The 24,958-nt window shown below is 72.6% G+C and carries 25 protein-coding genes; 18 read left to right on the forward strand and 7 right to left on the reverse strand.

Going from position 1 to position 24,958, the window contains the following annotated elements:
• Window positions 1–22 precede the first annotated feature (22 nt).
• Genes CP970_RS38885 through CP970_RS38895 form a run of 3 tightly spaced genes read right to left on the reverse strand, consistent with a single transcriptional unit; the run spans window position 23 to window position 2,936 of the window.
• Window positions 23–679, reverse strand: a complete 657-nt coding sequence (locus tag CP970_RS38885) for a LutC/YkgG family protein (protein ID WP_055544071.1) — start codon at window positions 677–679, stop codon at window positions 23–25.
• Window positions 676–2,178 carry a LutB/LldF family L-lactate oxidation iron-sulfur protein gene (locus CP970_RS38890; RefSeq protein WP_055544072.1) on the reverse strand — a complete coding sequence of 501 codons (1,503 nt, stop codon included), beginning with the start codon at window positions 2,176–2,178 and terminating at the stop codon, window positions 676–678. Before CP970_RS38890 ends, CP970_RS38885 begins: the two co-directional genes overlap by 4 nt.
• Window positions 2,175–2,936, reverse strand: a complete 762-nt coding sequence (locus tag CP970_RS38895) for a (Fe-S)-binding protein (RefSeq protein ID WP_055544077.1) — start codon at window positions 2,934–2,936, stop codon at window positions 2,175–2,177. The genes CP970_RS38890 and CP970_RS38895 overlap by 4 nt, the downstream gene beginning before the upstream one ends.
• 122 nt (window positions 2,937–3,058) lie before the next feature.
• Between CP970_RS38895 and CP970_RS38900 the strand changes: the two genes are divergently transcribed.
• From CP970_RS38900 to CP970_RS38915, 4 genes are all read left to right on the forward strand, one after another.
• The gene (locus tag CP970_RS38900; RefSeq protein ID WP_398656572.1) at window positions 3,059–4,072 is read left to right on the forward strand and encodes a LacI family DNA-binding transcriptional regulator; all 1,014 of its coding nucleotides are present in this window, start codon (window positions 3,059–3,061) and stop codon (window positions 4,070–4,072) included.
• A gap of 100 nt (window positions 4,073–4,172) precedes the next feature.
• Window positions 4,173–5,474 carry an alpha/beta fold hydrolase gene (locus tag CP970_RS38905; RefSeq protein ID WP_055544074.1) on the forward strand — a complete coding sequence of 434 codons (1,302 nt, stop codon included), beginning with the start codon at window positions 4,173–4,175 and terminating at the stop codon, window positions 5,472–5,474.
• A gap of 96 nt (window positions 5,475–5,570) precedes the next feature.
• Window positions 5,571–6,329, forward strand: a complete 759-nt coding sequence (locus tag CP970_RS38910) for a PIG-L deacetylase family protein (protein ID WP_055544075.1) — start codon at window positions 5,571–5,573, stop codon at window positions 6,327–6,329.
• A 61-nt stretch (window positions 6,330–6,390) separates the two neighbouring features.
• On the forward strand, window positions 6,391–7,224 hold the full coding sequence (locus tag CP970_RS38915) for an enoyl-CoA hydratase/isomerase family protein (protein ID WP_150494539.1): 834 nt from the start codon (window positions 6,391–6,393) through the stop codon (window positions 7,222–7,224).
• A 34-nt stretch (window positions 7,225–7,258) separates the two neighbouring features.
• Here CP970_RS38915 and CP970_RS38920 read toward each other — a convergent pair whose 3' ends face one another.
• Window positions 7,259–8,155 carry an SDR family oxidoreductase gene (locus tag CP970_RS38920; RefSeq protein ID WP_150494541.1) on the reverse strand — a complete coding sequence of 299 codons (897 nt, stop codon included), beginning with the start codon at window positions 8,153–8,155 and terminating at the stop codon, window positions 7,259–7,261.
• Window positions 8,156–8,210: 55 nt separating this feature from the next.
• Between CP970_RS38920 and CP970_RS38925 the strand changes: the two genes are divergently transcribed.
• Window positions 8,211–8,774 (forward strand): hypothetical protein, encoded by a 564-nt coding sequence (locus CP970_RS38925; RefSeq protein ID WP_150494543.1) that lies wholly within the window; start codon window positions 8,211–8,213, stop codon window positions 8,772–8,774.
• 119 nt (window positions 8,775–8,893) lie between these two features.
• Here CP970_RS38925 and CP970_RS38930 read toward each other — a convergent pair whose 3' ends face one another.
• Entirely contained in the window at window positions 8,894–9,928 is a 1,035-nt protein-coding gene (locus CP970_RS38930; RefSeq protein WP_055543515.1) for an NAD(P)/FAD-dependent oxidoreductase, read from the reverse strand.
• Window positions 9,929–10,073: 145 nt separating this feature from the next.
• On the opposite strand from CP970_RS38930, the gene CP970_RS38935 reads away from it, so the two are divergent.
• From CP970_RS38935 to CP970_RS38950, 4 genes are all read left to right on the forward strand, one after another.
• Window positions 10,074–10,655, forward strand: coding sequence for a helix-turn-helix domain-containing protein (locus tag CP970_RS38935; RefSeq protein WP_055543506.1), 582 nt, complete (start codon window positions 10,074–10,076; stop codon window positions 10,653–10,655).
• A 108-nt stretch (window positions 10,656–10,763) separates the two neighbouring features.
• Window positions 10,764–11,732 (forward strand): NADPH:quinone oxidoreductase family protein, encoded by a 969-nt coding sequence (locus tag CP970_RS38940; protein WP_055543505.1) that lies wholly within the window; start codon window positions 10,764–10,766, stop codon window positions 11,730–11,732.
• The gene (locus CP970_RS38945) at window positions 11,729–12,910 is read left to right on the forward strand and encodes an acyl-CoA dehydrogenase family protein (RefSeq protein ID WP_055543504.1); all 1,182 of its coding nucleotides are present in this window, start codon (window positions 11,729–11,731) and stop codon (window positions 12,908–12,910) included. Before CP970_RS38940 ends, CP970_RS38945 begins: the two co-directional genes overlap by 4 nt.
• A complete protein-coding gene (locus CP970_RS38950) occupies window positions 12,907–14,007 on the forward strand; it encodes an acyl-CoA dehydrogenase family protein (RefSeq protein ID WP_055543503.1) in 1,101 nt (366 codons plus the stop codon). The genes CP970_RS38945 and CP970_RS38950 overlap by 4 nt, the downstream gene beginning before the upstream one ends.
• A gap of 51 nt (window positions 14,008–14,058) precedes the next feature.
• On the opposite strand, the gene CP970_RS45280 is transcribed toward CP970_RS38950, so the two are convergent.
• Complete coding sequence (locus CP970_RS45280; protein WP_398656576.1) at window positions 14,059–15,342, reverse strand: DUF4157 domain-containing protein; 1,284 nt, start codon at window positions 15,340–15,342, stop codon at window positions 14,059–14,061.
• Between the two features lie 267 nt (window positions 15,343–15,609).
• On the opposite strand from CP970_RS45280, the gene CP970_RS38960 reads away from it, so the two are divergent.
• From CP970_RS38960 to CP970_RS38995, 8 genes are all read left to right on the forward strand, one after another.
• Window positions 15,610–17,214 carry an ABC transporter substrate-binding protein gene (locus tag CP970_RS38960; protein WP_055543502.1) on the forward strand — a complete coding sequence of 535 codons (1,605 nt, stop codon included), beginning with the start codon at window positions 15,610–15,612 and terminating at the stop codon, window positions 17,212–17,214.
• A 59-nt stretch (window positions 17,215–17,273) separates the two neighbouring features.
• The gene (locus tag CP970_RS38965; RefSeq protein ID WP_055543501.1) at window positions 17,274–18,239 is read left to right on the forward strand and encodes an ABC transporter permease; all 966 of its coding nucleotides are present in this window, start codon (window positions 17,274–17,276) and stop codon (window positions 18,237–18,239) included.
• The gene (locus tag CP970_RS38970; protein WP_055543500.1) at window positions 18,232–19,098 is read left to right on the forward strand and encodes an ABC transporter permease; all 867 of its coding nucleotides are present in this window, start codon (window positions 18,232–18,234) and stop codon (window positions 19,096–19,098) included. The genes CP970_RS38965 and CP970_RS38970 overlap by 8 nt, the downstream gene beginning before the upstream one ends.
• A 44-nt stretch (window positions 19,099–19,142) precedes the next feature.
• Entirely contained in the window at window positions 19,143–20,054 is a 912-nt protein-coding gene (locus CP970_RS38975; RefSeq protein WP_055543514.1) for an ABC transporter ATP-binding protein, read from the forward strand.
• On the forward strand, window positions 20,047–20,703 hold the full coding sequence (locus CP970_RS38980) for an ABC transporter ATP-binding protein (protein ID WP_055543499.1): 657 nt from the start codon (window positions 20,047–20,049) through the stop codon (window positions 20,701–20,703). Before CP970_RS38975 ends, CP970_RS38980 begins: the two co-directional genes overlap by 8 nt.
• Before the next feature lie 82 nt (window positions 20,704–20,785).
• On the forward strand, window positions 20,786–21,784 hold the full coding sequence (locus CP970_RS38985) for an ArsR/SmtB family transcription factor (RefSeq protein ID WP_055543498.1): 999 nt from the start codon (window positions 20,786–20,788) through the stop codon (window positions 21,782–21,784).
• A gap of 78 nt (window positions 21,785–21,862) precedes the next feature.
• Window positions 21,863–22,267: a hypothetical protein gene (locus tag CP970_RS38990; RefSeq protein ID WP_150494545.1), complete on the forward strand. Its 405-nt coding sequence runs from the start codon at window positions 21,863–21,865 to the stop codon at window positions 22,265–22,267.
• Between the two features lie 56 nt (window positions 22,268–22,323).
• Window positions 22,324–22,524, forward strand: coding sequence for a hypothetical protein (locus tag CP970_RS38995; RefSeq protein ID WP_055543496.1), 201 nt, complete (start codon window positions 22,324–22,326; stop codon window positions 22,522–22,524).
• 81 nt (window positions 22,525–22,605) lie between these two features.
• Here the strand turns inward: CP970_RS38995 and CP970_RS39000 are convergent, their stop codons facing one another.
• Complete coding sequence (locus CP970_RS39000) at window positions 22,606–23,394, reverse strand: DeoR/GlpR family DNA-binding transcription regulator (protein WP_055543495.1); 789 nt, start codon at window positions 23,392–23,394, stop codon at window positions 22,606–22,608.
• Between the two features lie 243 nt (window positions 23,395–23,637).
• On the opposite strand from CP970_RS39000, the gene CP970_RS39005 reads away from it, so the two are divergent.
• Window positions 23,638–24,957, forward strand: a complete 1,320-nt coding sequence (locus CP970_RS39005; RefSeq protein ID WP_055543494.1) for an MFS transporter — start codon at window positions 23,638–23,640, stop codon at window positions 24,955–24,957.
• The last annotated feature ends 1 nt before the right edge of the window (window position 24,958 follow it).

Below are 24,958 nucleotides of genomic sequence, written 5' to 3' on the forward strand. Positions count from 1 at the left end.
GCGTTCACGCTAGCCGCGCCGCTCACTCCTCGCTCATCAGGACGACCTCCAGAGTGCGCGGCCCGTGCACTCCCTCGACGCGGTCCAGCTCGATGTCGCTGGTCGCGGACGGTCCCGAGATCCAGGTGAGCGGACGGGCCGGGTCCAGCCGTTCGAGGGCCACAGGGACGGAGGAGACGACCTGGTCGGGGACCCGTACGACACAGATGTGATGGTCCGGCACCAGGGTGATGCGGCGGCGGCCCTGGTCGGGGGAGCCGTCGAGGACGATCGTGCCGGTCTCGGCGACGGCGAGGGCGCACCCCGTGATGACGCTGTCGACCCGGTCGAGCTCGTGCGGGGTGCTCGCCGCCCGGTCGTGGATCCGCACCGGATCGGCGGCGGCCAGCCAGTGCGGCGGCAGCCCCGGCGGCACGAGCACGCTCCGGGACCCGCGCGACGCGAACAGCCGTGTCAGCAGCTCCGGAAGATCCGCGGCGGCACAGCGGTGCACGATGGCGCGGTAGTCCGCGAGGTTCTCGGCGAGCAGGTCGACGGTCTGCTCGGTGGTGCGGTCGCCGTGCTCGCGCGCGTATCCGCGGTCCATCGACGCTTCGTACGCTTTGTACGAGGTGTCGCCGTCCGGCACGTCGGCCAGCGCCCGCCGCACCCGGCCCAGGATCCGGTCCCTGCTGCTCATGCGTCGTTCCCCTTCCCCTTGCTCCTGGCGCCTTGCGTGCGCTGCCACCAGTCGCGGAACGGCTCCGCCGGGACCTTGGGCAGCTCCCGTGTCGCGCTCCAGGCCCGGCCCGGTCCCGGGAGTGTGCGCGGGTGGAGCCTCCGGGTGCGCGACGCGAGGCGCTGGCCCGCGCGCAGGGCGCCGGGGCGGGCGAACACGAGGCCCGCGGCGCGCATCGCCGCCCGCTCCGCCGCGTGTCCCTTCGCGGGTTTCAGCATCACTTTCGTGCCGTGCCGGGTGGCCTCGCCGCCCTGTACGACCCGCTCGCGCAGGTGCACCAGGACCTCGGGGATGTCGATGGCGACCGGGCACACTTCGTAGCAGGCCCCGCAGAGGGACGAGGCGTAGGGGAGGGAAGCGTCGATCTCGCTCTGGGTGCCGCGGAGTTGAGGGCTGAGGATCGCGCCGATCGGGCCCGGATACACCGAGCCGTACGCGTGGCCGCCCGCCCGCTCGTACACCGGGCACACGTTGAGACACGCCGAACAGCGGATGCAGCGCAGTGCCTGACGGCCGACCTCGTCGGCGAGGGTGTCGGTGCGGCCGTTGTCGAGGAGGACCAGGTGGAAGGTGCTGGGGCCGTCGGCCGTGTCGGAGTCGGTGGTGCCCGTCCACATCGACGTGTACGGGTTCATGCGCTCCGCCGTCGAGGAGCGGGGGAGCGTCTGCAGGAATACCTCCAGGTCGCGCCAGGTGGGCACGAGCTTCTCGATGCCGACCACCGAGATCAGCGTCTCGGGGAGCGTGAGGCACATGCGGCCGTTGCCCTCCGACTCCACGACGACCAGGGTGCCGGTCTCGGCGACCATGAAGTTCGCACCGGAGATGCCGACCTTGGCGCGCAGGAACTTCTCGCGGAGGTGGAGACGGGCCGCCTCAGCGAGTTCGGCCGGGGTGTCGGTGAGTCCCTCCGGTGCCGGGCGGCCCCAACCCGCCATCTCCTTCGCGAAGATGTCGCGGATCTCGCCGCGGTTGCGGTGGATCGCCGGAACCAGGATGTGCGAGGGCCGGTCGCGGCCCAACTGCACGATCAGCTCGGCGAGATCGGTCTCGTAGGCGTGGATGCCCTCCGCTTCGAGGGCCTCGTTGAGACCGATCTCCTGCGTCGCCATCGACTTGACCTTGACGACCTCGCTCTCGCCCGTCGCCTTGACCAGGTCCGTGACGATGCGGTTGGCCTCGTCCGCGTCGGCCGCCCAGTGGACGGTGCCTCCCGCGCGGACGACCGACTCCTCCAACTGCACCAGATAGCGGTCGAGATGGCGCAGCGTGTGGTCCTTCACGCGCCGTCCCGCCGCGCGCAGCTCGGCCCAGTCGTCGAGCTCGGCGACGGCGCGGGCCCGCTTGTCGCGGATGGTGTGGGTGGCGTGCCGGAGATTGGCGCGCAGCGTCGTGTTGCCCACGGCTTCGTGCGCGGCCTCGGGGAAGGCGGGCATGCCGACGAATGTGCCGCCGCTCATGACAGGGGCTCCTCTTCCGTGCTGGCCAGGATCTCCGCGATGTGGACGGGACGCACCGCCGTGCGCAGCCGGGCCGCCGTGCCCGAGATGTGCATCAGGCAGGAGTTGTCGGCGGCGCACAGCACATCGGCGCCCGTCGATTCGGCGTGGCGCACCTTGTCCGTGCCCATCGCCGCGGAGACATCGGAGTTCTTCACGGCGAACGTGCCGCCGAAGCCGCAGCACTCCTCGGCGCCCGGCAGCTCCACGAGTTCGAGTCCCTTCACCGCGCGCAGCAGCCGCGTCGGCCGCTCGCCGAGGCCGAGGGAGCGCAGACCGTGGCAGGTCGGGTGGTAGGTGACCTTGTGCGGGTAGTACGCGCCGACGTCCGTGACGCCGAGGACATCCACCAGGAACTCGGTGAGTTCGTACGTCTTGGGCACCACAGGCGCGAGGGTGCGGGCCAGGCCGTCGCCGCGGCCCTCCGCGCGGGCCCGCTCGCCCATGCGGGGGTAGAGCTCGCGCACCATCGCCCCGCACGATCCGGACGGCGTCACGATCGCGTCGTACGCGTCCGAACCGAATACATCGGAGAAATGACGGGCCAGCGGTTCCGCCTGATGGCGATAGCCCGTGTTGTAGTGGGCCTGCCCGCAGCAGGTCTGCGCCATCGGGAAGTCGACCTCAACTCCCAGCCTGGTCAGCAGTTTCACCACGGCGCGGCCCGTGTCCGGATAGAGCGTGTCATTGACACAGGTCAGGAACAGGGCGACGCGCATCGCGGGTTCCTCCTCGTCGATCATCGGATGGATGCAGGGTACCCGTACGGCTTCCGAGCCTTAAGTAGGCTTGTCCTCACGGCCGGTGACGGCCGAACGGCGGGATGGAGCAGCGGGAACGCATGGTCGGGATCAAAGACGTGGCGAAGCACGCGGGCGTGTCGGTCGGCACCGTGTCGAACGTGATCAACCGCCCGGACACGGTCTCCGAAGGGACCCGGCACAAGGTGCGGGCGGTCATCGACCGGCTCGGCTACGTCCGCAGCGAGTCCGCACGCCAACTGCGCGCGGGGCGCAGCCGCATCATGGCGCTCCTCGTCCTGGACATGGGCAACCCGTTCTTCGTGGACGTCGCGCGGGGCGCCGAGCGCGCCGCGCGCGAGGCGGGGCTCTGCGTCATGGTCTGCAACAGCGGCCAGAGCCCCGCCGAAGAGGCCGACTACCTGTCGCTCTTCGCCGAGCAGCGGGTGCGGGGCGTGCTCCTGACGCCCGCCGACGCGACCGGGCGGAACATCGCAGCCTTCCGTAGGCACGGCATCCCCTTCGTCCTCGTCGACCGCGTTGCCGAGGGCACCACCGAGTGCTCCGTGTCCGTGGACGACGTGCTGGGCGGCGGGCTCGCCGTGCGCCACCTCGTCGACACCGGACACCGCAGCATCGCGTACGTGAGCGGCCCGCCCGAGCTCAAGCAGGTCAGGGACCGGCGCGTGGGGGCGCTGCGGGCGCTCGCCGAGGCGGGCCTGCCCGCGTCGGTCCTTCGGGAGCTGCCCACCGAGCGGCTCGACGTGGCCGCGGGCCGTGACGCGGGCGCCCGCATCCTGGGCCTCGCCGTGCGGCCCACCGCCGTCTTCTGCGCCAACGACCTGCTCGCGCTCGGCGTGCTCCAGGCCATGTACGCGGCCGAGGTGAGCGTGCCCGAGGACATCGCGATCGTCGGCTACGACGACATCGAGTTCGCGGCGGCCGCCGTCGTGCCGCTCACCTCCGTGCGCCAGCCCGCCGTCACCATGGGCGCGATGGCGGCGGAACTGCTCATGGAGGAGACCGAGTCGGGGGACCCGGCGGCGCACGAGCACCGCCGCGTGGTGTTCACACCCGAGCTCGTCGTACGACGCTCCAGCCTGCCGGGCCGCTGACCGCACGCCCCCCGGCCTGCCGTCGCGGCACGTGTGCTGAACTGGGGCGACCGTCCCGTGTCCGCGACGTCGCCCCGCGCGACCTGGCCCAGGAGCCGCATTGACCGCCACGTACCGCCAGCCCGGAGTCGTCCTCACCGACCGCCGTTTCCGCGTGCCACTGGATCACGACGCACCGGCGGGGGAGCGGATCGAGGTCTACGCGCGCGAGGTGGTGTCCACCGCCCCGGGCGGCGCGGAACTGCCGTGGCTGGTGTACCTCACGGGCGGCCCCGGCTTCGGCGCGACCCGCTTCAACGGCAAGGAGTCCTGGCTCGGCCGCGCCCTGGAGGACTTCCGGGTGCTCCTGATCGACCAGCGCGGCACCGGCGGTTCCACGCCCGCCAACCGGCAGACGCTCCCGCTGCGCGGCGGACCCCGCGAACAGGCCGACTACCTGGCGCACTTCCGCGCCGACTCCATCGTGCGCGACTGCGAGGCGATCCGCCCCGAGGTGACCGGCGGCGCCCCCTGGACCGTCCTCGGGCAGAGCTTCGGCGGATTCTGCGTGACGCACTACCTCTCGTACGCCCCCGAAGGCCTGCACACCGCGCTCATCACCGGCGGTCTGCCCACGCTCGAAGGCCACGCGGACGACGTGTACCGCGCCGCCTACCCGCGGATGGAGCGCAAGAGTGCCGCGCACTACGCCCGTTACCCGCAGGACGTCGAGCGTGCCAGGGAGATCGCCGAGTACCTCGCCGAGCACGAGCAGGTCCTGCCCGGCGGCTACCGGCTGACCGTCCCGGCCTTCCAGTCGCTCGGCATCCTGCTGGGCGCGAGCAGCGGCAGCCACCGGCTGCACTACCTCATCGAGGACGCGTTCGTACGGACTCCGTCGGGGCCCGTGCTCTCCGACGCCTTCCAGGAGAACGTCCTTTCGGTCCTCAGTTACGCGGCGGGCCCGCTCTACGCCGTCCTGCACGAGGCGGTCTACGGCCAGGGCGAGCGGCCCACGGACTGGTCCGCGGAGCGCGTGCGCGGCGAGTTCCCGCGGTTCGACGCGGGCAAGAGCCTGGCGGACAACGCGCCGCTGCTCTTCACCGGCGAGGCCGTGCAGCGCTGGATGTTCGACAGCGACCCGGCCCTTCGCCCGCTGCGCGAGACGGCCGAGTTGCTCGCCGCGCGCACCGACTGGCCGCGCCTGTACGACCCGGAGCGGCTCGCGGCCAACGAGGTGCCCGTGGCCGCGGCGATCTACCACGACGACATGTACGTCGACACGGACCACTCCCTGGCCACCGCCCGCGCCATCCGGGGCCTGCGCACCTGGGTCACCGACGAGTTCGAGCACGACGGGCTCAGGGCCGAGGGGCCCCGGGTGCTCGACCGGCTGCTCGCGCTCGCCCGCGGGGACGCGTGACGCACGCGCCGCTCCCGGTGCCGCCCCTGGCCGTCCGCCAGGGGCAGGCGCCCCGAGCCCTGCCCGTTGTCGGACCCCGGCGCTAGGCTGAGGATCATGACCGAGCCGCAGACTTCCGCACCGCACGCGCACCTCACGCCCATGCCCGAGGACTGGCAGCGCGCGCTCGCCGTCGTCGCCCACCCGGACGACCTGGAGTACGGCTGCTCGGCCGCGATAGCCGGCTGGACCGACGGCGGGCGCGAGATCGCCTACCTCCTGGCGAGCCGCGGCGAGGCGGGCATCGACACCGTCGACCCGGCCACCTGCGGGCCGCTGCGCGAGCGCGAGCAGCAGGCGAGCGCGGCCGTCGTCGGCGTGCGGACCGTGGAGTTCCTCGACCACAAGGACGGCGTGATCGAGTACGGCACGGCGCTGCGCCGCGACATCGCCGCCGCGATCCGCAGGCACCGGCCCGAGCTCGTCATCACGCTCAACCACCGTGACACCTGGGGCGGCGTCGCCTGGAACACCCCCGACCACGTGGCGGTCGGCCGCGCCACGCTCGACGCGGCGTCCGACGCGGGCAACCGCTGGATCTTCCCCGAGCTGATAGCGGAGCAGGGCCTCGAACCGTGGAACGGCGTGCGGTGGGTCGCCGTCGCCGGGTCCGCGTCGCCGACCCACGCGGCGGACGCCACGGCCGGGCTCGAGCGCTCCGTGCTCTCCCTGCTCGAACACCGCACCTACATCGAGGCGTTGACGGACGAGGACCCGGAGACGTACTGCAGGACGTTCCTCCTGGGCAACGCGCAGTCGGTGGCGTCGCGCTTCGGCGGGCGGCCCGCGGTGCCGTTCGAGGTCTTCAGCCGGTAGGCCGCCGCCCCTACTCTGACGGGTCATCAGAAATGTATGACCGTGGAGGAGTTGGGGCCCGATGATCGACACGATCGGCACGGACATCCCGGACGGTGAGGAGCGGCTGCGCCTCGACGTCGAGGACGGCCTCGGCATCCTCACGCTCTGCCGCCCGCGCAAGCTCAACGCGTGGAGCTGGGAGTCCACCCGGCAGCTCGGCCTGTTCGCCGACCGGATCCGCTTCGACGACTCGATCAGGGCGGTGCTCCTTCGCGCCGAGGGCAGGGCGTTCTGCGCGGGCATCGACATCACGGCACCGGGCGGCGCGATCACGGGCCGTTCCGGCGCCGAGCGCGCCCGCAACTACTACGAGGCGATGCGCTGGGTCCACGAGCGCTTCCGCACCTTCGCCGAGCTGCCGCAGCCGATCGTCGCTGCCGTGCAGGGGTACTGCCTCGGCTTCGGCTTCGAGCTCGCGCTGATGGCGGACGTGCGGATCGCCGCCGACGACGCGGTGTTCGCCCTGCCCGAGGCGCGGCTCGGCGTCGCCGTGGACGCGGGCGGCGATCTGCGCATCGCGCGCGAGGCGGGCGCGGGCTGGGCCAAGCTGCTCGCGCTCACCGGCCGCCGCGTCGACGCGCCGACGGCCGAGCGGCTACGCCTGCTCCAACAGGTCGTGCCCGTCGGCGAGTTGGCGAAGACCGCCCGCGCGGTGGCGGCCGAGATCGCCGCGAACGCGCCGCTCGCCGTGCAGGGCGTCAAGCGTGGCATCGACGCGTACGCGGACGCGGGGATGGCGGGGGCGCTCGACCGGGTCGCGATGAACGCGGCGATCACGCTCACGTCGGAGGACTCCCGTGAGGGGTACGGGGCGAAGGGGGCGGGGCGGTCGGCCGTGTTCGAGGGGAAGTAGGGGGAACGGGTGTGAGCGGCCGGGGCGCGGCGGGTCACTCGGCGAACGGGCCACGCCCCAGCTGCTCGCGGACCGTCACCACGGGCGGGCTCACCAGGGCGCGGCGCTGCCAGTTGGCGCCGTCGACGACCAGCGTGTGGCCGGTGATGAAGCGGGCGTAGGGCGAGGCGAGGAAGGTGGCGGCCCAGCCGAGTTCGCGCGGCCGGCCGACGCGCAGAGCGGGCTGCCGGGCGTCCTTGTCGTGGGCGCGGTCGAGATTGCCGCGGATGTCCTCGGTCATGTCGTCGTGCGGCATCAGGCCAGGCACCAGGCCGTTGACCTGGATGCCGTACGGCCCCCACTCCACCGCGAGGCTCTCCACCAGGCTCTTCACGCCCGCCTTGGCCGCGGCGCTGTGCGCGAAGCCGGGGCCGCCCGTCCAGGCGTAGGAGGCGCCGACGTTGATGACCGAGCCGGGGGTGCGTGCGGCGAGGTGGCGGCGGCCGAACTCCCGCGTCATGTAGAACGTGCCGTTGAGCGTGGCGTCCACCACCGAGCGCCACGCGTTGGGGGACATGTCCTCCGAGGGGACGGGGAAGTTGGCGGCCGCGTTGTTCACCAGGACGTCCGGCAGGCCGTGGGCTTCCTCGGCCGCGTCGAAGACCTCGGCGACGCGCAGCGGGTCGCGGATGTCGCACGCGGCGGCCGTCACCCGCCCGCCCAGCGCCGCCAGTTCGTCCCGCGCCGCCGCGAGCCGGTCCTCCTTGCGGCTCGCGATCACCAGGTCGGCGCCGAGCCGCGCGAACTCCGCGGCGACGGCCTTGCCGAGACCGGTCCCGCCGCCGGTGACGAGTACGACCGTCCCGGCGAACGTCCCGGGCGGCAGGGCGCTCGCGCCGGGCGGGGGAGGGGAGGGCAGGCCGGGCGGCCCATCAACGGCCCGGCGGGGCACCGAGCTTGCGACACCGGCTGCGCCAGCCGCATCGGCTGCACCTGGCGTGCCCGGCGTGCCCGGCGTGCCCGCCGCACCCGCCGAGCCTGTCGTACCGGCTGTGCTCGCCGTTCCGGTGGTGCTCGCCGTTCCGGCTGTGCTCGCCGTTCCGGCTGTACGCGCCGTACCGGCCGTGTGTGCCGTGTTCGGAGTGCCTGCCACGTCCGCCGTGCCTGCCGTACCCGGCGGGCTCGCCGCGCTCGCGGTGCCTGCCGCGCCCGGCACGCCCGCCGCGCCCGCCGCGCGTGGCGCACCGGCTGTGCCCGCCGTACCGGCTGTGCCCGCCGTACCGGCTGTGCCCGCCGTACCGGCTGTGCCTGCCGCGCCTGCCGCGCCTGCCGCGCCCGCCGCGCCCGCCGCGCGTGGCGCACTGGCTGTGCCCGCCCCACCGGCCGCGCCTGCCACGCCTGCCACGCCCGCCGCGCGTGGCGCACTGGCTGTGCCCGCCCCACCGGCCGCGCCTGCCGCGCCTGCCGCGCCTGCCGCGCCCGGCGTGCCTGGCGAGCCCGCCGAGCTCACCGCTCCCTCCGCACTCACGGCCCCCGCCGCCCCCGCCGCCCCCGCCACACCCTCCGCGTGATCCGTCATCCGCGCATCCCTCCCTCGTACCCGGGCCCGTTCACGGGCCCGGGCTACTGGTGTGCGCATCGATATCGCGTACGGCTCCAAAGCTCCATGGCCTATGCACTGCTCGCACCGCTACACCGGCAGACCGTGCGCCCGCTCGCCCGTCACCGCGCGCGACACCGCCGCCTCGGCCTCCGCCGTGAACACCCCGGCCCGCCGCCGCTCCGCCGTCGCGTCGATGTCCTCCATGAGGAGCTCCGCGTTGATCGTCAGTCCGGCTCGGTAGCCCATGGCGGCCGCGTTGATGACCTGCTCCATGGCGCTCGCCGTGTTGCCGACCGCCCAGACGCCGGGGACGCTGGTGCGGCCCAGTTCGTCGGTCGCCGGGTACGGGCCGTACGGCGTGTCCTTGGTGTCGGCGCCGAGCGCCGTGAGCAGGCCGGACCGGGGCACCGGCCGCGCGGCGACGAACAGGACGGAGCGCGCTACGACGCGCCCGTCGGCGAGTCGGACCCCCGTCAGCCGGTCGTCCTCGACCTCCAGGCCCGCGACCTCCCCCTCCACCACGGAGACGCCCGCGGCGGCGAGGCGCTCCCAGTCGGCGTCCGGCACGTCCCGCACGGTGTGCAGGAAGAGCGTGACGTCCTTGGACCACTGCGTGACGAGCAGGGCCTGGTGGCTGCTGAAGGGCTCCGACGCGAGCACCCCGAAGGCCTCGTCCCGCACCTCCCAGCCGTGGCAGTACGGGCAGTGCAGCACGTCGTGGCCCCAGCGCTCGGCGAGTCCCGGCAGCTCGGGGAGCTCGTCCACGAGTCCGGTGGCGACGATCACCCTGCGGGCGTGGACCGGGGCGCCGTCCGCGAGGGAGAGCGTGAACGCGCCCGCGCCGTCCGGCGCCACCGCGGTCACCCGGTCCCGCACGACGTCCACGCCGTACTGCGCCAGCTCGCCGCGGCTCACGGCGAGGAACTCGGCAGGCGGCATGCCGTCCCGCGAGAGATAGCCCTGCATGTGCGCGGCGGGCGCGTTGCGCGGCTCGCCCGCGTCGACGACGAGGACCCGGCGCCGCGACCGGCCGAGCACGAGCGCCGCGCTCAGGCCCGCCGCGCCGCCTCCCACGACGACGACCTCGTACGCGTTGTCCTGGCTGCTGTTCTTTCGGGTCATGGTGACCACCTCCACGGACACCATCACTCCACTAGTGCGATATCGACAAGTGGGATTGCCGAAGCAGCAAGAACTGCGCCATGATGTCGGCATGAGAGAAGCCGAAGCAGAAGCAGGAGAGGGGGCGGCCAGTGCCCCGGAGGAGATGGACCAGGTCCTCACCGAGGTGGGGCCCCGGCTGCGCCGCATCCGCAAGGAACGCGGCGCCACCCTGGCCGCGCTCTCCGCGGCCACCGGCATCTCCGTGAGCACCCTCTCGCGGCTGGAGTCGGGCCACCGCAAGCCCAGCCTCGAACTGCTGCTCCCCATCGCCCGCGCCCACCAGGTCCCCCTCGACGAGCTGGTCGGCGCGCCACCGGTCGGCGACCCGCGCGTACGGGCCAAGCCGATCGTCCGGCACGGGCGCACCATGCTGCCGCTGACCCGGCAGCCGGGCGGTCTGCAGGCGTACAAGGTGGTCGAGCCGCCGCGGACGACGCCCGCCCCCGACCCGAGGACGCACGAGGGGTACGAGTGGCTCTACGTCCTCTCCGGGAAGCTGCGGCTGATCCTCGGCGACCACGACGTGGTGCTCGGCCCTGGTGAGGCGGCGGAGTTCGACACCCGGGTACCGCACTGGTTCGGGGCCACGGGGGGCGGGGGAGCGGAGTTCATCAGCCTGTTCGGGCCCCAGGGGGAGCGGATGCACGTCCGGGCGCGACCCACCCGTAAGGAGAAGGGGGACTGACGGTTTCCGGCTGACTTCGACGGTTTCCCTCCGGCTGTTCCCCCAAGGGCAAGCGACCGCTTAGTATGCGGTGGAGCCCGGTCTACGACAGCCCCGTGGAGGCCCCGCATGCAGGCATGGCAAGTGCACGAGAACGGCGAGCCGGGCGAGGTGATGCGCCTCGCGGAGGTGGCGAGGCCGGAGCCGGGCGAGGGGCAGCTGCTCCTCAAGGTCCGTGCCGCGAACATCAACTTCCCGGACGCGCTGCTCTGCCGTGGTCAGTACCAGATCAGGCCGCCGCTGCCGTTCACGCCCGGCCTGGAGATCTGCGGCGAGACCGAGGGCGGCCGCCGTGTGATCGCCAACCCCGCCCTGCCGTACGGCGGCTTCGCCGAGTACGCGGTGGCGGACGCCGCGGCGCTGTTGCCCGCGCCCGACGCGCTCGACGACGCGGAGGCCGCCGCGCTGCACATCGGCTACCAGACCGGCTGGTTCGGCCTGCACCGCCGCGCGCACCTCCAGGAGGGCGAGACGCTCCTGGTGCACGCGGCCGCGGGCGGCGTCGGCAGCGCCGCCGTACAGCTCGGCAAGGCGGCCGGTGCCAAGGTCATCGGCGTGGTCGGGGGAGCGGAGAAGGCCGCGGTCGCGCGCGACCTGGGCTGCGACCTCGTCCTCGACCGGCGCGCGGGTGACGTCGTCGGCGCGGTGAAGGAGGCCACGGGCGGCCGCGGCGCCGATGTCATCTACGACCCCGTGGGCGGCGACGCCTACGCCAAGTCGGCCAAGTGCGTGGCCTTCGAGGGCCGCATCGTCGTGGTCGGCTTCGCCAGCGGCGCCATCCCGACGCCCGCGCTCAACCACGCCCTGGTGAAGAACTACGCGATCCTCGGCCTGCATTGGGGCCTGTACGCGAGGAAGGACCCGCGGCTGATCCTGCGCTGTCACGAGGAGCTGACCGAGCTTGCCGCCAAGGGTGCGATCAAGCCGCTGGTGAGCGAGCGGGTTCCGATGGACGGGGCCGCCGCGGCGGTGCAGCGCGTCGCCGACGGAGTGACCACCGGACGCGTCGCCGTCCTGCCGCACGGAGGTGCCGCATGACCGACGCCGCCGAACTGGTCATCCGTACGCAGGAGTTGCTCGCCGCGTACCCGCCCGCCACGACGGACCGCACGGACTTCCTCAAGGCCCGCTTCGACGCCGGACTCGCCTGGGTGCACTACCCCGAGGGCCTCGGCGGGCTCGGCGCGGCCCGCTCCGAACAGGCCGTCGTGGACGCCGAGCTGGAGGCCGCGGGCGCCCCCGACAACGACCCGCGCCGCATCGGCATCGGCCTCGGCATGGCCGCGCCGACGATCCTCGGCTTCGGCACCGAGGAGCTGAAGCGCCGCTTCCTCAGGCCGCTCTGGGTCGGCGAGGAGGTGTGGTGCCAGCTCTTCAGCGAGCCGGGCGCCGGATCCGACCTGGCCGCGCTCGGCACCCGCGCGGTGCGCGACGGCGACGACTGGGTGATCAACGGCCAGAAGGTGTGGACGTCCAGCGCCCACCTCGCCCGCTGGGCCATCCTCATCGCCCGCACCGACCCGGACGCGCCCAAGCACCGCGGCATCACGTACTTCGTGTGCGACATGACCGACCCGGGCGTAGAAGTGCGGCCGCTGCGCCAGATCACCGGTGAGGCCGAGTTCAACGAGGTGTTCCTGACCGATGTGCGCATCCCCGACGCGCACCGGCTCGGCGAGGTCGGCGACGGCTGGAAGGTCGCCCAGACCACGCTGATGAACGAGCGCGTCTCCATCGGCGGCATGCGGATCCCGCGCGAGGGCGGCATGATCGGCGTCGTCGCCAAGACCTGGCGCGAACGCCCCGAGCTGCGCACCCACGACCTCCACCAGCGCCTGCTGAAGCTCTGGGTCGAGGCCGAGGTGGCCAGGCTCACCGGGGAGCGGCTGCGCCAGCAGCTCGTGGCGGGCCACCCGGGGCCCGAGGGCTCCGGCATGAAGCTCGGCTTCGCCCGCCTCAACCAGGAGATCAGCGGCCTGGAAGTGGAACTCATGGGCGAGGAAGGCCTGTTGTACGAGGACTGGACGATGCGTCGGCCCGAACTCGTCGACTTCGTGGGCCGCGACCCGGGCTACCGCTATCTGCGCGCCAAGGGCAACAGCATCGAGGGCGGGACCAGCGAGGTCCTGCTGAACATCGTCGCGGAGCGCGTCCTCGGCCTGCCCTCCGAGCCGCGCACCGACAAGGACGTCGCCTGGAAGGACCTGGCCCGATGAGCGATCTTCTCTACACGGAGGAGGAGGACGCGCTGCGCGCCGCCGTGCGGGACCTCCTCGACGACCGCTGCGACGCCGCCGCCGTACTCGCGCGCGCCGAGACCGACCGGCCGCACGACCTCGAACTGTGGAAGACCCTCGCGGGCGAGATGGGCCTCGCCGGACTCCTGGTCCCCGAACGCCTCGGCGGTCAGGGCGCATCGCACCGCGAAGCGGCCGTCGTCCTGGAGGAGTTGGGCCGCGCGGTGGCTCCCGTGCCCTATCTCACCAGCGCCGTCGTCGCCACCGAGGCGCTCCTTGCCTGCGGCGGCACGGACGGGAGCGAGGCCGTCGAGCTGCTCGGGGTGCTCGCCGCCGGGCGCGCGATCGGGGTGCTCGCGGTCTCCCTCGCCGCCGCTCCCGGCACGCGCCTGTCCGGCGTACGGCACGAAGACGGCTCGTTGCACGGTGAGTTGACCGGCATCGCGGACGCGGTCTGCGCCGATGTCCTGCTCGTCCCCGCCGACGGCGCCCTCTACGCGGTCGACACCGCGCAGGACGGCGTCACCGTCACCCCGCGGGTCTCGCTCGACCTGACGCGGCCGATCGCCACCGTGGCCTTCGACGCGGCACGCGCGCGCGTGCTGACGCCGGACGCGGAGACGGCGGTACGCGCGGGCCTGCGGGCCGGGGCCGCGCTGCTGGCCTCCGAGCAACTCGGCCTCGCCGAATGGTGTTTGACCGAGACCGTCCGCTACACGAAGGAACGGCACCAGTTCAACCGGCCCGTCGGCTCCTTCCAGGCGCTCAAGCACCGGCTCGCCCAGCTCTGGCTGGAAGTCGTGGGCGTCCGTGCGGCGGCCAGGAACGCGGCCGACGCGCTGGCCACGGGGAGCGCGGACGCGGACGTCGCGGCGGCTCTCGCGCAGGCGTACGCGGCACCCGTCGCGGTGCACGTCGCCGAGGAGGCGCTGCAGTTGCACGGCGGCATCGGCATGACGTGGGAGCACCCCGTGCACCTGTGCCTCAAGCGCGCCAAGGCCGACTCGATCGCCTTCGGCACGGCGGGCCGCCACCGCGAGGCGCTGGCGGAGCTGGTGGACCTGCGGGCTCCCTGAGGCTGCGGCGCCCTTGCCGGGCCGCCTTCGGGCGGCCCGGCGACGGATCTGTCACACGGGGAAGGAGTTGTCGCCCTCCCAGACCACGGTGACCTTCTCGGGCTTCAGGCCGTGGATGACGGCGCGGCCCGCGTCCCGTGCGAACTGCTGCGCGATCGACACGGTGTCGGCGGCGGGGTAGCGGTCCTGGAGCCCGGCGACGATCTGTTCGGCGGGCACGCCGACGGCCGCGGCGAGGTTGGCCGTGTTCCCCGGCCGGTTGTTCCAGCCCGCCTCGGCGTTGCCGGGGCCGACGTGGATGGAGTCCTGGGCGGTGAGGACGGAGGCTCCCGCGTCCTCGATGAGGTTCTGGCCGTCCAGCGGGCGCGCGGTCAGGTGGAAGTGCGTGCCCTTGATCTTCACCGTCGACGCGTTGCTGTTCCCCGTCTCGTTGCCGAGGACGAGCATCACGTTGAGGTGCACGGCGAGCCGGGCGCTCCTGCCCTCGTGGCTGACGGTCATGGCCTTGGGGCGCGAGATGAGGTTGTTGCCGCCGTTGTTGCGGCACTCGGGGCCGAACTCGAAGCCGCCGAGTACCCGGCGGGGGCTGTCGCCGTCATTGCCCCCACCGACGATGATGTCCAGGATCCGGGTGCCGCTCGAAGCCCGCCAGGGGGCGTCGGCGACGCGCTGGACGGCGTGGCCGCCCGCCGCGGCGGGGGCGCGCTGCACGTCCGCGTCGGCCACCGGAGCCTCGGGCGCGGGCCCCGAGAGCACCCGGTGCGCGTTGCTCTCCGCCTCGCGCTCGAACCGGTCCGACGGGTCGGAGACGCGCAGCCCGTTGCCCTGATCGGTGCCCGCGACGGGGCCGCTGCGCTGCTGGATGACGTGGGTCAGCTCGTGGGCGAGGGTGTGCCGGTCGCTGCCGCCGTCGCCGATGACGACGTGGCTGCCCGAGGTGTACGCGCGGGCGCCGACCTCGGCCGCCGACGACTTGGCGGCGCTGTCGTCGTGGATGCGCACATCGGAGAAGTCCGCGCCGAGCCTGGCCTCCATGTCGGTGCGGGTGCCCTCGTCGAGGGGGCGGCCGCTGCCGCGCAGCACGTCGTGCACGGCGGAGCGCTGCACGGCGGCCTGCTCGGCCTGCTGGTGTCCGCACCCGGCGCCGTGCCGGTGCTCCTCCTGCTCCTGGGCGTGGCCCGAAGCGCGCAGCATCTGCACGACGGCGGCGTTGCCCGCGTCGGCCTGGAGGGCGAGCAGCCGCTCGCGGGGGGTTCCGGTCGCGTCCCCGGCCTTGCGCGCGGGCGCGTTCCCCCGCCCGGGTCCGCGCTGCCGTGCGTTGTCGTGTTCGTGCAAGGTCCCTCTTCCCACGTTGCCATGACGTCCCTTCATGCATACGTGGTGCGTCGCCCGTGAGCCAGAGGCCCGAGGGCAGCGAGAGGTGACCGAACGGGCACCGGGGGAGGGCCGCGGTCGGGGCGGGCCCACCGAGACTGCGGGGCGACCGGTTTTAATGGGATATGCACGTACTGGGTGCGGGCTGCGCGTTTTACGTCCGCATTACGTAAGGCATAATTGCGAGCTGTTCGCAATAACGGTTGATCTTCAGTAGGGGTGTGGGGCATGAGGGCCCGATCGATACGGGGCACGGGTGGACTGGCGGCGGCCGTCTCGATAGCGGTCGCGGCCTCCGCGTGCTCGGCGCCGGGCGACGGCGCGGGCGGGGACGGCGCCAAGGACTCGGCGGTCGTCGGCATCGCGTACGAGCCGGAGACCCTCAGCCCGCTCCTCGGCTACGGCAAGGACGGCAACTCGAAGATCTTCGACGGGCTGCTCACGCACGACGCCGACATGAAGCTCAAGCCCGCGCTCGCCGCCGAGCTGCCCAAGGTCACCGACGACGGCAAGACCTACACGTTCAAGCTGCGCAAGGGCGTCAAGTTCAGCGACGGCAAGCCCTTCTCGGCCAAGGACGTCGTCTTCACGTACGAGACGATCCTCGACAAGAAGACCAACAACGCCTCCAAGACCGAGCTGGACGCGGTCAAGAGCGTCGAGGCGAAGGGCGGCTCCGGCGGGGACACGGTCGTCTTCCACCTCAAGTACCCCTACGCGCCGTTCGCCGAGCGCACCGTGCTGCCCATCGCGCCCGAGCACATCGCGGGCAAGCAGGACGTGAACACCGGCGACTTCACCACCAAGCCGGTCGGCACGGGCCCCTACGAGCTCGTGAAGTGGACCAAGAACGACAAGCTCACCTTCAAGGCCAACCCCGGCTACTGGGGCGGCGCGCCGAAGATCAAGAACTTCACGATGGCGATCATCAAGGACGACGACGTCCGCGCCACCCGGCTCGACGCCGGTGAGCTCGACGGCGCCATCCTGCCGCCCAACCTCGCCAAGAAGTACGCGGACAACGACGGCAAGACGACGTACGCCGCCAAGACCTTCGACTACCGCGTGGTGACCCTGCCCACCGGCGACAAGGTCACCGGCGACACCGACATCCGCCGTGCCCTCGACATCGGCGTGGACCGCAAGGCCATGGTCGACTCGATCCTGGACGGCGCGGGCAAGGAGGCCTACGGGCCCGTCCCGACCGACAGCCCCTGGTTCACCAAGGGCACCGAGCGCGAGTTCGACGCGGGCAAGGCCAAGAAGCTCCTCGACGACGCCGGGTGGAAGTCCGGCAAGGACGGCATCCGCGAGAAGGACGGCGTCCAGGCGAAGTTCAACCTCTGGTACCTCGCGGGCGACAAGCTCCGCCAGGACCACGCCCTCGCCTATGCCTCCGACGCCAAGAAGCTCGGCATCAAGGTCCAGGTGCAGTCCGGCACGTGGGAGGTCATCGAGCCCCTCATGCCCAAGGACGCGGTCCTCGGCGGCGGCGGCTCGCCCGCGGACCCGGACTTCGACCAGTACACCCTCCTGAAGTCCTCCCTCGCGGGTGACGGCTTCAACAACATGGCGCACTACGACAACGCCAAGGTCGACAAGGCCCTGGAGGACGCCCGCAAGAGCGGCGACCGCGCCAAGCGCCAGGCCGCCTACGACACCATCCAGCGCGAACTGGTGAAGAACCCCGGCTACACCTTCCTCACCCACATCGACCACCTCTACGTCGTCGACAAGCGCTTCGGCGACCTGAGCACCCAGGTCGAGCCGCACGACCACGGCCTGGCCTCGGGGCCCTGGTGGAACGTCGAGGACTGGCAGCCCGAGAAGTGACCCCAGCGATATCGAAGGCCCCGGAGAAGGCGGCGGGCCGCCGCCTTCCCTGGGGCCCGATGGCGCGGCTCACGGCACGGCGGGCGCTGTTCGCCGTGCCCGTGCTGCTCGTCGTCACCTTCGGCGTCTTCGCCATCGCCGCCGCGTCGCCCTTCGACCCCGTCAAGGCGTACGCGGGCACGGCGGGCCTCACCGCCTCGCAGGAGAACCTCGACCAGCTGCGCGCCAACCTCGGCGTCGACAAGCCGCTCGCCGCCCAGTGGTGGGACTGGCTCACCTCGGCCCTCACCGGTGACTTCGGCAACTCCAGCACCCTGCGCCAGCCCGTCGCCGACGTCATCGGCGAGCGCGTCGGCTGGTCCGTGCTGCTCGCCGCCACCGCGTTCCTCGTCGCGATCCTGCTCGGCACCGCGCTCGGCGTGCTCGCCGCGCGCCGCCCCGGCGGCTGGCTCGACCGCGTCGTCACCTCGCTCGCCTACACCCTCGAAGCCGCGCCGCCCTTCTGGCTCGGTCTGCTCGCCGTCTGGGTGTTCTCCCTCAAGCTGGGCGTGCTGCCCTCCGGCGGCCTGACCGACACGGCCAGCTCGACCGTGACCGCGGGGCAGGTCGCGAGCCATCTGGTGCTGCCCGCGGGCGTGCTCGCCGTCTCGCAGCTTCCCTGGTTCGTCCTGTACGTACGCCAAGGGGTCGGCGACGCACTCGGCGACGACCCCGTGCGCGGGGCACGCGCGCGTGGCCTCGCCGAGCGCACCGTCCTGCTCGGGCACGCGCTGCGCTCCGGCATGCTGCCCGTGCTCACCCTCATCGGCTCCCGCGTGCCCGAACTCATCACCGGGGCGCTCCTGGTGGAGACCGTCTTCAGCTGGCCGGGCATCGCCGCGGCCACCGTGCAGGCCGCGACCGCCGTGGACTTCCCGCTGCTCGCCGCGCTCACCGCGCTGGCCACCGCCGCGGTCCTGCTCGGCAACCTCGTGGCCGACCTCCTGTACGGCCTCGCCGATCCGAGGGTGGGATTCGATGGCTGACATCGTCTGGCGTGCGCACGGAAGCGCGCGCCGCTCCACGCGCGCGTGGCGGGTGCGTTCCTCCGCGGTGCTCGTCGCCGCGTTCGTCCTCGCCGTCCTCGTCGTACCGCCCCTCGTCCACCTCGACGAACAGGCCGTCGACCTGGCGTCGAAGCTGCTGCCGCCGTCGTGGGAGCACCCCTTCGGGACCGACGACGTCGGCCGTGACCTGCTGCTGCGCTGCGTGTACGGACTGCGGGTCTCGCTCCTGGTGGGCGTCGTCGCGGCCGTGGTCGCCACCGTCATCGGCACCGCGGTGGGCGCCCTCGCCGCCGCCTCCGGAGGCTGGGTGGACCGGGTCGTGATGCGGCTCGTGGACGTCTTCTCGTCCGTGCCGCACCTGCTGCTCGGCATCTTCATCGTCGCGATGTTCCGGCCGGGCGTCTGGCCCGTCGTCGTCTCCGTGGCGCTCACGCACTGGCTGTCCACCGCCCGCCTCGTGCGCGCCGAGGTCCTCTCCCTGCGCTCGCGGCCCTACATCGACGCGGCGATCTCCGGCGGCGCTTCACGGCTGCGCGTCACCGTGCGGCACCTGCTGCCCGGCGTGCTGCCGCAGGCCGGACTCGCCGCCGTCCTGATGGTGCCGCACGCCATCTGGCACGAGTCCGCGCTGTCCTTCCTCGGCCTCGGCCTCCCCACCCACCAGGCCAGCCTCGGCACCCTGGTGCAGAGCGCGCGCGGCTCGCTCCTCGCGGGCGACTGGTGGCCGACGCTCTTCCCCGGCCTGTTCATCATCGTGCCCACCCTGGCGATCGCCGGTCTCGCGGGCGCCTGGCGGGAACGGATCAATCCCCGGCGCCGATCGGAGCTCACGCTGTGACGGTCCCCGTCCTGTCCGTACAGGGCCTCTCCGTACGCTTCCGGATGCGCGGCGGCAGTCATGTCGCCGCCGTCACCGACGCCACCTTCGACCTCGCGGCGGGGGAATGCCTCGCCCTGGTCGGCGAGAGCGGCTGCGGCAAGTCCGTGCTCGCCTCCGCGCTGCTCGGACTGCTCCCGCAGAACGCTGAGACCGCGGGAGCCGCGCTCCTCGGCGACACCGATCTGCTCACCGCCGACGAGCGGACCCTCGCCCGCACCGTACGGGGGCGGCGCGTCGGCCTCGTACCGCAGAGTCCCGCCGCGCACCTGACGCCGGTACGGACCGTGCGCTCCCAGCTGGAGGAGACGCTGCGGGAGCTCCTCGGCGTCCGGCGGCCGCGGCTGCGGGCCGCCGCCGAAGCGGCCGCCGAACGCGCCGCGTTCCCCGCGGGGCACCTCGACCGCTATCCGCACGAACTGTCCGGCGGCCTCGCCCAGCGCGCCGCCACCGCGCTCGCGCTGATCGGCGACGCGCCGCTGCTGCTCGCCGACGAGCCCACCACCGGGCTCGACAGGGACCTCGTGGAGCGCACGGTCGACGAGCTGAAGCGGCACGTCGGCGACGACCGGGCGATGCTCCTGATCACCCACGACCTGGCCGCCGCCGAGCGGATCGCCGACCGGGTCGCCGTCATGTACGCGGGCCGCGTCGTCGAACTCACCGACGCCGGGAGCTTCTTCGGCGCGCCAGGGCCTCGGCACCCGTACGCTCGCGGGCTCCTGAACGCGCTTCCGGAGCGGGAGTTCACGCCCATCCCCGGCATGCCGCCCGAGCTGTCCGCGCTGCCCGAAGGGTGCGCGTTCGCCGCGCGCTGCGACCGTGCGGACGCGGCGTGCGCCACCGTGCCCGCGCTCACCGGGTCCGCCGCCTGCCACCACCCCCACGTGGACGTGCTGGAGGCGCCCCGTGCTTGAACTGCGTGCCATCACGGCCGGGTACGACCGCCGGGACCCCGTCGTCAGGGGGGTGGATCTCACCATCGCCCCCGGCGAGTCCGTCGGCCTTCTCGGGCCCAGCGGCTGCGGCAAGTCGACGCTCGCGCGGGTCGCCGCGCTCCTTCACCGGCCCGACGCCGGGCAGGTGGTCATCGACGGTGAGGCCGCGCGGGGCTGGCGCCACCGGGCGCCCCGCGAGCAGCGCACCGCCTTCGGTGTCGTCTTCCAGCAGCCGCGGCTGTCCGCCGACCCACGGCTGTCCCTGACCGATCTGATCGCGGAGCCGTTGCGGGCCGTGGGCCTCGGCTCCGAAGTCGCCGCCCGCGTCGCGGAGTTGACGCCCGTCGTGGGCCTCGGCGCCGATCTTCTCGGCCGGCGGCCGCACGAGGTGAGTGACGGGCAGTTGCAACGGGCGTGTCTGGCGCGGGCGTTGGTGCTGCGGCCCCGCTGGCTCATCTGTGACGAGATGACGGCGATGCTCGACGCTTCCACGACCGCCGCCCTTGTCCACGCGGTGGAGGCGTACCGGGCGGAGTCCGGGGCGGGGCTTCTCGCCGTAGGCCATGACCGGGTGTTGCTCGAGCGATGGTGCGGGCGCACCGTGCAGTGGACCGATTTGGTCGAGTAGCGGCCTGATTGATCATTGCGTGACTTCCGTCCGGAACCGAGACTGTTCGGACCAAGCAGTGACGTGTGGGACGGGGCGCTCGGTGAAACGCATTCACTTCACGGCGGCGGATCTGGCGCGGACCCGCGTGGCCACGACGATCGGCGTGGCGGCGGAGACCTTCGACAGCGTGCGGCTGTTGACGAACCGCGGGTCCGGTCCCGCCTTCCGCCGCTGGCACGTATCGGTACGCGGGCGGGTGGGCGAACAGGCAGGCCCGCTCGCCGCGTTGATGCCCCACCGCGGTCCGCTGTTCGACGCGATGAGCGTGATGGGAGACACGGCATCCGTCGACGAGGCGGTGGACAACCTCATGGCGGCTCCTCGCGCCCTGCTGCGTGTCGAACTGGAGAACATCGACGTCCACCCCGCGGCCCGATCCTGGGCCCAGGCCCTGAGGGACGGGGACCGGGAGGCTCGCCTCCAGGTGGCCACGGCTCTCAGGGCGTGCCACAACGCCACCGTCGCCCCCTACTGGAGCAGGGTGCGCTCCCATCTGAGCGAGGTCCGGGCCGGGTACGTGGCCACGATGGCCGACGGCGGGGTCGAGCGGCTCCTGGCCACGCTCTGCGAACCGTTGGTCCGTTGGCGGCCGCCCGTGCTCGAAGTGGTCCACGCGAGCGATGCGGACATCCACTTGCGGGGGCGAGGTCTCGTCATCGCGCCGACCGTGTTCTCCACATGGCAGGTCGAGCTTCTGTACCCGCCGCTGGATCCGGACCGGGCACCGACCCTGGCCGTCCCCACCCTGGACGAGGCCTTGCTCGAAACCACGCTGTGGGAGAGCGCCGGTGAGCTCACCGCTCCGCCACTGGAGGGTCTGCTGGGGCGCACCAGGGCCGCCGTGCTGAGCGCGTCCGTCGAGGGCTGCGGCACCACGGAGCTGGCCCGCCGCCTGAACATCTCCCCGGCGACCGCGAGTCACCACGCCGCCGCGCTGCGCAATGCCCGCCTGGTCACCTCCCGGCGCGAGGGCAAGGCGGTCCTCCACACGGCCACGTCCTTGGGCATCGCCCTGCTGGGACACGGCACCCTCGCCTGACGAGACGTTTTGATGTTCGTCGAAACGTTGGCGACTGCTCCTCGCCGAAGCCTAGGTTGAGGCACGAGCTCGACCGCGGTGACAGGACCCGTCGCCGCGACGGACGCACGTCTCGTCGACAACTGGGGGATCCGCATGACCAAAGGTCGTATCGCAGGGGCATTGGCCTCGATGACGCTCGTCCTGGGAGGAGCGCTGGCCCTCGCGCCGAGCGCCGCGGCGGCGGGCGGCTCGTCGTCGACCGCTGTTCCCGCGTCCGACACGTCCCAGTCGCGGGCGTGTTGGGGCCAACCGGAGCGCGGCTCCGCGGGGCACTACGGAAACAGCGGCTGGTGCGACTCGGGGCGCTACCGGCAGGTGATCCGCTGCGAGACGCTGGGGGGCTACCGCTACATCCACTACGGTCCCTGGGTCTGGGCGCCCGAGAAGAGCACCGCGTGGTGCAACCTCGGCGACAGGGTCGTGGGGACCTGGCTGGAGTAAGCGCAGGGAACTGACTGAGTAGGAGCAGGGACCTAACCGGAGCAGGAAAGGACCACATGAGCAAGCAGACGCTTCTTCGACCCGCCGGGGGCCTGTTGGTGGCCTGCGGCATGACCGGGGCGCTCCTCTTCGGAGCCTCCGCCGCCGCGCAGGCCGGTGAGCCGACGACGCAGTGCTCCGGTGGCTGCGTCCAGGTGGCGCCCGGCACGCCCACCACGGGTGACGTGACCACACAGGGCAACTGGGAACCCCACTAGGACCCGGCGGCCACTCCTGAACGGCCGACGGCCTTGACCGGTACGGGGGACACCGGTCAGGGCCGTCGTGCCATTAAGCCCTCAGGCCCGTGGCACCACGCGTACCTCCGTACCGGCCTGCCTGATCGACCGGACTTCTTCCCGCGCCAGGCCGTCGTCCACCACCAAGAGGTCGAAGTCCGACAGCGGCGCCAGTGCGTACAGGCCGTCGCGGGTGAACTTCGTGTGGTCGGCGAGGAGGATCCGGCGCGTCGCCGCCGCCATCATCGCGCGCTTGACCTGCACCGTCTCCGGTGACGTGTGGTAGCAGCGGCCCCGAGTCACCGCGGTCGTCGACATGAAGAGGACGTCCGCGCGAAACGCCTCGACGCTGTCCGCGGTGTGCAGGCCCATGAAGGCGTCGTACGCCGGGAAGTAGTTGCCGCCCAGGGCGATCAGTGAGACGCCGGGTTCCTTGGCGAGCGCCGTGATCGCGGGCAGCGAATTGGTGATCACCGTCAGCGGGGTGCGCTCGGTGAGCAGGCGCGTCAGATGCAGACAGGTGGTGCTGTCGTCGAGCAGCACCGTCTGCCCGGGCACCAGTTCGCGCGCGGCCGCCCGCGCGAGGTGCTGTTTCGTCTGCGCCATCGTCGACATGCGTTCGGCGACGCTGCCGTGGAAGTGCGCGGACGGCAGCCCCGTCGCCCCGCCGCGCACCTTGCGCAGCCAGCCCTGCGACTGCAGGAAGTCCAGGTCGCGGTGGATCGTCATCAGGCTGACGTCGAACGCGTCGGCGAGGTCGGCCGCGCGGACGAAGCCGTTCGCGACCACCGATTCGCGGATGCGCCGGCGCCGCTCCTCGCGGACGTCCGCCCGGTCGCTCGTTCCCATGCCGCTCCTCACGCGCGCCGTGCCGTGTGAAATCTTCGAGTGATGATCTCATGAACTTCACACGTGAACCCCGGAGCGCGCCGGGGCGCCGCCCTGCTCCGGGCGGCAGGACCCAAGTCCTCCTCACACGGCGAAAGTCCCTAGTCACGGGAGATGCCGGGAGACGATTGACGCGGGTTTTCGGCCACTTGTTAGCTCGTTCCTGCCAGCACTCGTCGCCGCCGTTGCCGCAGGGGAGCTTCAATGACGAACACCCCGAGTTCCGTCTTCACACGACTCGGCATTCCGCCCGCCCTCTCCTGGGGATATCTGGGTCTCCTGATCTTCATGACCGGCGTCGGCGTCGAGGCGGGCTACCTCTCGCCGTACCTCGCGGGCCTCGGCATCCCGGCCGCCGACGTCGCGATGATCTTCACCGTGTACGGCGTCACGGGCGCCGTCGCCGCCTGGTTCGCCGGGGCGCTCTCCGACCTCTGGGGGCCGCGCCGCGTCATGTGGCTCGGCCTCGTCGCCTTCGTCGTCACCCACGTCTTCTTCCTGACGGTGGCGATCCCCAGCAAGGCGTACCCGCTGCTGCTCCTCGGCTACGGACTGCGCGGCCTCGCCTTCCCGCTCTTCGCGTACGCCTTCCTGGTGTGGATCGCCGCGGTCGCCCCGCAGCGTCAGATGGGCAGCGCCATGGGCTGGTTCTGGTCGGCGTTCTCCGCCGGTCTGCCCACGCTCGGCTCGCTCACCGCCAGCCTCCTCATCCCGCACGTCGGGGAGCTCGGCACGCTGTGGGCCGCGCTCGGCGTGGTCGTCGTCGGCGGGCTCGTACCGCTACTCCTGATCCGGGAACGGACCGGCTCCGCGCGCCTGGCGCCGCCGGGGGAGAGCCCGCTGACCGGGCTCGTCGGCAGCCTGACGATCCTGTACCGGGAGCCGCGGGTGGGCGCGGGGGCGGCGGTGCGGATGCTCAACACCGCGTCCCAGTTCGGCTTCCTGGTGATGCTGCCCGCCTGGTTCGTCACGGAGATCGGACTCAGCAACGCGCAGTGGCTGCGACTGCTCGCCCTGATGTTCGCCACCAACATCGTCACGAACCTGCTCTTCGGCGTCGTCGGCGACAAGGTCGGCTGGCGCACCACCGTCGCCTGGTTCGGCGGCGTCGGCTGCACCCTGTCCACGCTCGTCCTGTACTACGTGCCGTCCGCCGTCGGCTCGCAGTACGCCCTGTGCGTCCTGGTCGCCGTGCTCTACGGCGCGACGCTCTCCGGGTACGTGCCGCTCTCCGCGCTGATGACCGCCATCGCGCCCGCCCACAAGGGGCAGGCCATGGCGGCCCTGAACCTGGGCGCGGGCGCCTCGACCTTCGTGGGCCCCCTCGTCGTCAGCCTCTTCCTCGGGCCGCTCGGGGTCGGCGGCGTCGTGTGGATCTTCGCCGGGTGCCACGCGGTCAGCGCCGTCCTCACCCTGGCGCTGCGGACCACTACCCCCGCCGCCGACTCCGCGGTACGCCTGCCACAGCCGCTTCCCGCCGACGACCGGGCACCCGTCGGCGCCCCCGCCACGAAGGGACTGTGAA

The organism is Streptomyces kanamyceticus (assembly GCF_008704495.1).
GTDB classification, from domain to species: domain Bacteria; phylum Actinomycetota; class Actinomycetes; order Streptomycetales; family Streptomycetaceae; genus Streptomyces; species Streptomyces kanamyceticus.

Excerpts from the sequence above, each read along its gene's own strand:
- CP970_RS38885 (WP_055544071.1), bottom strand. The coding sequence starts at position 679 with ATGAGCAGCAGGGACCGGATCCTGGGCCGGGTGCGGCGGGCGCTGGCC.
- CP970_RS38890 (WP_055544072.1), bottom strand. The coding sequence starts at position 2,178 with ATGAGCGGCGGCACATTCGTCGGCATGCCCGCCTTCCCCGAGGCCGCG.
- CP970_RS38895 (WP_055544077.1), bottom strand. The coding sequence starts at position 2,936 with ATGCGCGTCGCCCTGTTCCTGACCTGTGTCAATGACACGCTCTATCCG.
- CP970_RS38900 (WP_398656572.1), top strand. The coding sequence starts at position 3,059 with ATGGTCGGGATCAAAGACGTGGCGAAGCACGCGGGCGTGTCGGTCGGC.
- CP970_RS38910 (WP_055544075.1), top strand. The coding sequence starts at position 5,571 with ATGACCGAGCCGCAGACTTCCGCACCGCACGCGCACCTCACGCCCATG.
- CP970_RS38915 (WP_150494539.1), top strand. The coding sequence starts at position 6,391 with ATGATCGACACGATCGGCACGGACATCCCGGACGGTGAGGAGCGGCTG.
- CP970_RS38930 (WP_055543515.1), bottom strand. The coding sequence starts at position 9,928 with ATGACCCGAAAGAACAGCAGCCAGGACAACGCGTACGAGGTCGTCGTC.
- CP970_RS38935 (WP_055543506.1), top strand. The coding sequence starts at position 10,074 with ATGGACCAGGTCCTCACCGAGGTGGGGCCCCGGCTGCGCCGCATCCGC.
- CP970_RS38940 (WP_055543505.1), top strand. The coding sequence starts at position 10,764 with ATGCAGGCATGGCAAGTGCACGAGAACGGCGAGCCGGGCGAGGTGATG.
- CP970_RS38945 (WP_055543504.1), top strand. The coding sequence starts at position 11,729 with ATGACCGACGCCGCCGAACTGGTCATCCGTACGCAGGAGTTGCTCGCC.
- CP970_RS38950 (WP_055543503.1), top strand. The coding sequence starts at position 12,907 with ATGAGCGATCTTCTCTACACGGAGGAGGAGGACGCGCTGCGCGCCGCC.
- CP970_RS38960 (WP_055543502.1), top strand. The coding sequence starts at position 15,610 with ATGAGGGCCCGATCGATACGGGGCACGGGTGGACTGGCGGCGGCCGTC.
- CP970_RS38965 (WP_055543501.1), top strand. The coding sequence starts at position 17,274 with ATGGCGCGGCTCACGGCACGGCGGGCGCTGTTCGCCGTGCCCGTGCTG.
- CP970_RS38970 (WP_055543500.1), top strand. The coding sequence starts at position 18,232 with ATGGCTGACATCGTCTGGCGTGCGCACGGAAGCGCGCGCCGCTCCACG.
- CP970_RS38975 (WP_055543514.1), top strand. The coding sequence starts at position 19,143 with ATGCGCGGCGGCAGTCATGTCGCCGCCGTCACCGACGCCACCTTCGAC.
- CP970_RS38995 (WP_055543496.1), top strand. The coding sequence starts at position 22,324 with ATGAGCAAGCAGACGCTTCTTCGACCCGCCGGGGGCCTGTTGGTGGCC.
- CP970_RS39000 (WP_055543495.1), bottom strand. The coding sequence starts at position 23,394 with ATGGGAACGAGCGACCGGGCGGACGTCCGCGAGGAGCGGCGCCGGCGC.
- CP970_RS39005 (WP_055543494.1), top strand. The coding sequence starts at position 23,638 with ATGACGAACACCCCGAGTTCCGTCTTCACACGACTCGGCATTCCGCCC.